A 3,546-nucleotide genomic window follows, 5' to 3' on the forward strand; every position below is an offset into this window, starting at 1 on the left:
CTGATATGGGATTACCGTCGTTTTCGGGGTAGACGATCTCGGTTTCGGTGGGAGTTGCGAGTTGCTGGATCATAAGCCGACTTTTTAAGTGCGATCGTATTTATTAATTGTATCGCGTAACTAAAAGAAGAGATGGTTTTGAACACTTGAAGAAACCCGGTTTTTCAGAAAAACCGGGTTTCTTGCCCTAAACAAAATCCTGTAAATTTTCAGTCCATTAAAATGGACTTTCGCTGTTAGCCAGGGGTTTGAACCCCTGGCTAACAACTAAATATCTACATATTGTTTTTGACCCACAATTGCTGCCGAAATCCACTGGTTTGTGCCTTTTATGCGATACCATTCATTACTTTTTGTTCCTAACTCTGCCGTATAATCTACCCATTCTCCTATCGTCCATTTGTCAAAAGTTACGGTTTTGGATGTTCCATCATACGGAATCGTACCAACTAGAGAATAACTGGTGCCAGGGCCGGAGCGAATATTCGTCGTCGTAGTTGCTAGTAATCTTCCATTAAATGGAATAATTTCCCAAGACAAATCTAAGGCCGCATCCCCACGTTCTTCATAGTAATTGAAGTACATATCATACAAACCATCTTGAGATACTTCAAAATCAACTGTTGTACCTCCATAAGCTTGCTGCCATTGATCTTTAGGTGTGATATAAACCAATTGATTAGTATTTGCATTCTTGGCAAGTAACTGGAATCCGTCATCAGCAGTTACTTTTGCTCGATATTTCACGCCTGCTTCTAAATTGGTTTGAGTGTAGCTTTGAATCGCATAGTTGTTATCAGGCAAACGTACATCGTTATTTAGAGATTCGTAGTCAACGTCACTAAATTTGATTCCTTTTTTGCCATCGCTGCGAGTATTAGATCCTTGATCGACTACACCAATTATATTGTTTTGGCTGTTATAGAAATCTTCAGGAGGTACATTTCCTAACTTTCTATCCCACCAAAAGACTGTCGATTCCCAGCGTTGGGATTCATTAACTGAATCTTGGAATACTTTAGCTTCTTCTACTTTGATATCAACTACTGCACCGATAGCTCTTTCGTAGTATTGGACATAGAAATCATATTCTCCAGATTCGGGAACTTTGAAAAAGATTGTTCTGGGAGGCATAGCAGTGCTACGATCGCGCCAGTCTGCTCCATCACCACCTAATACTACGCTATCGCCAGTCCATTGCCCAGTTTGAACATTTTTAAGTCTGAACCAAGTTCCATCATCAGAATCAGTGGTAATCTTGTAAAGTTTACCAGCTTCAAAATTAGCACGAGTCCAAGCTTCCATTGCAAAGTTATCAGTTTGGACACTGTTTGTAGGACTTCCATCCCCCCAATTTTGATATAGACGTAAGCTTCCATCACTACTTCCTTGATGTTGGTCGCCCAAATCTAGGATAGCTGCTGGATTGCTGAAATCGTAGGTGGTGCGATCGGCTATATTTGCAGAAGTGCGATTGATAAATTTGGCAGTCCAGTTATTTGTAGGTATTTGAGCCGGAATTTCTACAATACCTTGGCGAATCCAATTTTGGTCATTCGGCATATCATTCCACAGTCTAGTTGCAAGAAATTCACTAAAATCTTCACCTTCAGGTGTATGGAGAGTGTTATCTGGTTGCAGAGGACGCCAATTGATATAGTTAACTGGTTCTCCACTCACCCACTTATAATTGCCTTCCTTTGCATTGTAAATGGGGCTATCTGTTAAACCCATCCATTTAGAACTTCCGCCAAAGGTGTTAAATAACCAATTATTCTCCGCTGCATCATTAATTGTAACTAGGTTGCCACCTGCTGCTTTTGCCTGTTCTTGTGCGCCTAACCAAGTATCGGCTGTACTTAGGAAATATTTATTCCCAGTAGCAGAATTAGTATAGATGATAGGGTTGATAGGTGAAGTATTGCTATTAGCGATCGTCGCTGTTGCTGTTTCAGATGGAGCAACATTGTAAGCAGCATTCCCCAAAAGTTTCACCGCAATAGTTTCATCACCCTCTACCTGGTTGTCAGCAATTGGAATAATCGGAATTGATGCAACTGATGCACCAGCAGAAATAGTAATATTACCCGTCAAATTCCTGTAGTCTGTGCCATTAATTGCATTACCGAAAACTGAATAATTTACTGTTAGCGGATCTGTTGTATTGCCGATGCGAGTAACAATGAGTTGCCCTGCATTACCATCTTCTCCAGCTTTAGCATCGGTAGCTCGAATTGTAACTATAGGTTTAGTGAGAGTCGCGGGGTCAATTTCGATAATACCTTGAGTAACGAAATAGTCATGTTTTAGATCGTTCCATGTTCCACCAACTCCTTGATTGATATGAACAAAGTCTTCTCCTTCAGGAGTAAACTGAAAGTTATCAGGATTGGCTCCATCCCAGTTAGTATAAGTTACAGGTTCTCCACTTACCCATTTGAAACTACCTTCAGTTGTTCCATATATAGAACTATCTGTCAATCCAATCCAAAAAGGTTTTTTACCAAAGGTATTAACTAACCAATTATTTTCAGCAGCATTATTAACTGTAACCAGGTTTCCCCCTAATGTCTTCGCCTGTTCTTGAGCGCCTAACCAAGTATCAGGCTGACTCAAAATATATAAATGACCATTGGCAGGATTGGTATAAACAAATGGGTCATATTGAGAAGTGTCAGTCCTGTTTTCAATAGTTACCGTTCCGATCTTATCAGTACCTAAATTATAGGCAGCATTATCAATTAAACTGACCTCTACTGTCTCATTTCCTTCCACCTCAGCATCAGCAAGCGGAATAATTGGAATTGTCGCCATTGTTGCACCAACCGGAATTGTTATGCTACCGCTAAGAGTTTTGTAATCTATGCCATTAATAGCATTTCCTGCAATAGAATAATTCACAGTTAATGGTTTATCTGTATTACCTGTACGGGTGACAACAAATTGTCCGGCATTGCCATCTTCTATGGCATTGGAATCTTTAGCAGAAATTGTGACAGTGGGTTGAGTTCCGTAAATATTCAATTTCCAGGAATTCCAATACCCCTGAATCTCGTTGTCTTCCAAATCGTAAACCTGTAACTTCCATTCTCCCTTAGACGACTCACCCCAGTGACGCGCAGAAGTAAAGTTCCACGTAAACACATTTGTTTTTGCATCAATATTATATGAATCCGGGTCATTGGCGAGTTTGTGCGGTTCTGCCAAAATCGACTCTGTACCGTCTGGAGAAGTTAGCACCACTCGCAAATCGCCCCAGTATTGCCACTTTGCAGAGCCGCTGGTAAGAGGTTTAGTATTGAATTGTACCTCGACTTTTTCAACAGTGATATCGCTATCAATATTAATCTTTGAAAACAATCCTTGATTGTTGTCATCAAGAATAGTATCGAGTACATTTTTGACAATACTGGAACTAATTCTGACCTCTTGGTCAACAGGCTTCCAGTTAGTAGCAGCACTCACCGCCGCCGCCGCATCAATAGCGCCAAAACCATAATTGTGGTTAACCCAACGTCCTGCACCATTTTGTTTCCAATCTTCATT

1 protein-coding gene is annotated in these 3,546 nt (G+C 40.6%); it reads right to left on the bottom strand.

The window, feature by feature from the left end:
- Window positions 1–267: 267 nt before the first annotated feature.
- Window positions 268–3,546: lectin-like protein (locus H6S82_RS24310; protein ID WP_191056836.1), on the bottom strand; the 3,279-nt coding region annotated here is incomplete at its 5' end.

It is taken from the genome of Planktothrix sp. FACHB-1355, from assembly GCF_014748295.1.
GTDB classification, from domain to species: domain Bacteria; phylum Cyanobacteriota; class Cyanobacteriia; order Cyanobacteriales; family Aerosakkonemataceae; genus Aerosakkonema; species Aerosakkonema funiforme_A.